The sequence below is a fragment of the Bradyrhizobium sp. Mp27 genome (genome assembly GCF_029953005.1).
Taxonomy (GTDB): domain Bacteria; phylum Pseudomonadota; class Alphaproteobacteria; order Rhizobiales; family Xanthobacteraceae; genus Bradyrhizobium; species Bradyrhizobium barranii.
The window spans coordinates 1-2,091 of record NZ_JASAUS010000432.1; the positions used below are offsets into that span (position 1 = coordinate 1).

At 58.7% G+C, this 2,091-nt stretch carries 2 protein-coding genes; one reads left to right on the forward strand and one right to left on the reverse strand.

Annotated elements, in window-relative coordinates; all coding sequences use genetic code 11:
- Positions 1–103: 103 nt before the first annotated feature.
- Entirely contained in the window at positions 104–1,117 is a 1,014-nt protein-coding gene (locus QJT78_RS50640; protein WP_281460851.1) for an AI-2E family transporter, read from the reverse strand.
- A 199-nt stretch (positions 1,118–1,316) separates the two neighbouring features.
- Between QJT78_RS50640 and QJT78_RS50645 the strand changes: the two genes are divergently transcribed.
- The gene (locus tag QJT78_RS50645) at positions 1,317–1,559 is read left to right on the forward strand and encodes a hypothetical protein (protein WP_157788386.1); all 243 of its coding nucleotides are present in this window, start codon (positions 1,317–1,319) and stop codon (positions 1,557–1,559) included.
- Positions 1,560–2,091: the final 532 nt, after the last annotated feature.

Consider the following 2,091-nt stretch of genomic DNA (forward strand, 5'->3'; position numbering starts at 1 on the left):
GAACGCTCAGGTCAACCAAGCCGTTCCGATGACACTGCTGGGGCCCGGCGTCACGCGACGCCGCGGCCAGCCGCGCGCGTAGCCTGTGCGGTAAAATACGCGCTTACGTTTCACCTTCGACGAGATGAATGCCAAAGTAGAGGACCGGCGGCAGCAAAGCCCACCATAAGCTTTCGAAGCTCAGCATTCCGACCAGCACGAAGATGCATACCCCGACAAGCGGTCCCAAAATTGGAATGTAGTTGAGCAGGAAGGCTGTGGTGCCCCACAACAAGGGGTCTCCCAGGCCGCAAAGATACATCGCGGCCGCCGTCGTGACACCGACGGCGGCATTCATGGCCGTGATTGTCACCAGATAGCCCGATATGTCCTCCTGGACCTGCTGCGCGATATCGACGGCTTGTCGCTTGTTGTTGAATGTCGGCAGGATCTCAACGGTGCGTCGAAGGAATATATTGCCCGCTACCAAGAGAAAATAGAGCACCAAGACAGTCGTAAACAGGCCGTCGAGTGCGGAGCGCGTGCCAGCGAAAAGTACGCCCGTTATGCCCAGATCGCGGCGAACCGAAACAATCGAACCCCGGCCAGGCGGCGCGTCTGCAGCCTGCTCGGCCTGTTGGATTACCTTTTGCAACGCCTGGATCGGCGCGCTTATAACCCGCAGGTGTGCCTCCAGGCGGGGGATGCCCTCGGGTAGCCGCTCGGCCCAGGTCGTGGCCGGTACCGACAACGCTGCCACCGTACCGACAAGCGCTCCAATCACCAGGAAGACGGTGAAGAGCGCTCCGACAGCGCGGGGTAGATGCAAACGCCCCAAGAGGCGAACGGCGGGTTGAAGCAGGAGATTGAGCACGAGGGCGACCACGACAGGAAGGATGATCGAGCTTGCCACATAGAGTGCCGCCAGGACGCCCAACGCGAACAAACCACCGAGAAAGAACGTCTGCGGATCGGATGGCAGCGGCATCTCCGCCTCGTCGGCGGCCTCCGTCGCAGCGGCATGTGGCTCCGGCCGATCAACATCCAGCGGGAAGGAAGGACGCTGTGTTGGCGGTATGGCGGCAACCATGGCTTTCCCTCTGAATGTGAGCGTATGATCGCTTCCGGTGTCAATCATAATCCCTTTCAGCGAACGAGTTCGTCCGGAAGAGCGCGGGCGTAACAAACCTACAGAGGAACAAATTCGAGAACTGAGCAATATTGACCAGTAGTCATCGCCGCCGGGGTACAAACTACCTCATCACCGCCCCGTCAGTGGCAGCTTTCGGTGACTGAGAGTCCGGTAGCGCTCTCGCCGATAACGTCAGGGGAGCATCATGTCTTCCGTCCACCGGTTGCCAACCTTCGAGCAGCGTCACAGCATTGAGGAGTTTATCCAGATAAGGCGCGATATGTTGCGCTATGCCCGCTCGTTCCCGCCGGGGGCTGAGCGCAATCAGCGGCGACAGATAGCCCTATCACTTCGAGCCCTGTTCAAGAACAAGGATTGGCTGAACGCCCATACATGGGAAGGAGCAAAGGTGCTTACTGATCGTCCTTCGCCTTCCCAAGTGAAATAGGGAAAGCTCCAATCCCAACTTTCCACAAGATCGTGCCGGCTGCGCTGGATGCGGTTCACCAAACCCTTGCGACGATCGAGCCGGCGAAACGGGTTGTGTCCGCTTCGGACCGAGCTCCTCGCGGCATCATGCGCTCTTGCCCTGCTCTGTAGAAGCGCAATAAGGCGGACCGTGAAGCCCACTTAAATGGCAATGAGGACGGTTTCGTCGTGCCTGCACTTTGCGCATTCAAAGGTACGCAGATCAAAACCAGGCTTGTCCGGTTCGACGCAGACCAACCTCATCGCTGTGCGGCATCTCGAGCAGTTATGAATTCTGCAGTCTGTAACACTGAGCCTTGGATTGGATTGAGTTGACAGCATGATACTCCCCTTAAGACCCAGGCGGGAGCGCGACACTCTCAGTCACCGATTGTTGCCTATGCTAGCCCGTCCTATTCGTGAGAGTGCGGCTTTTGGGCCCGATTGATGCGGCCGCACATCTTGTCTGACGAGGCGCACAGGATTGCCTTCGGCTTTTCGCCGCCTGACGA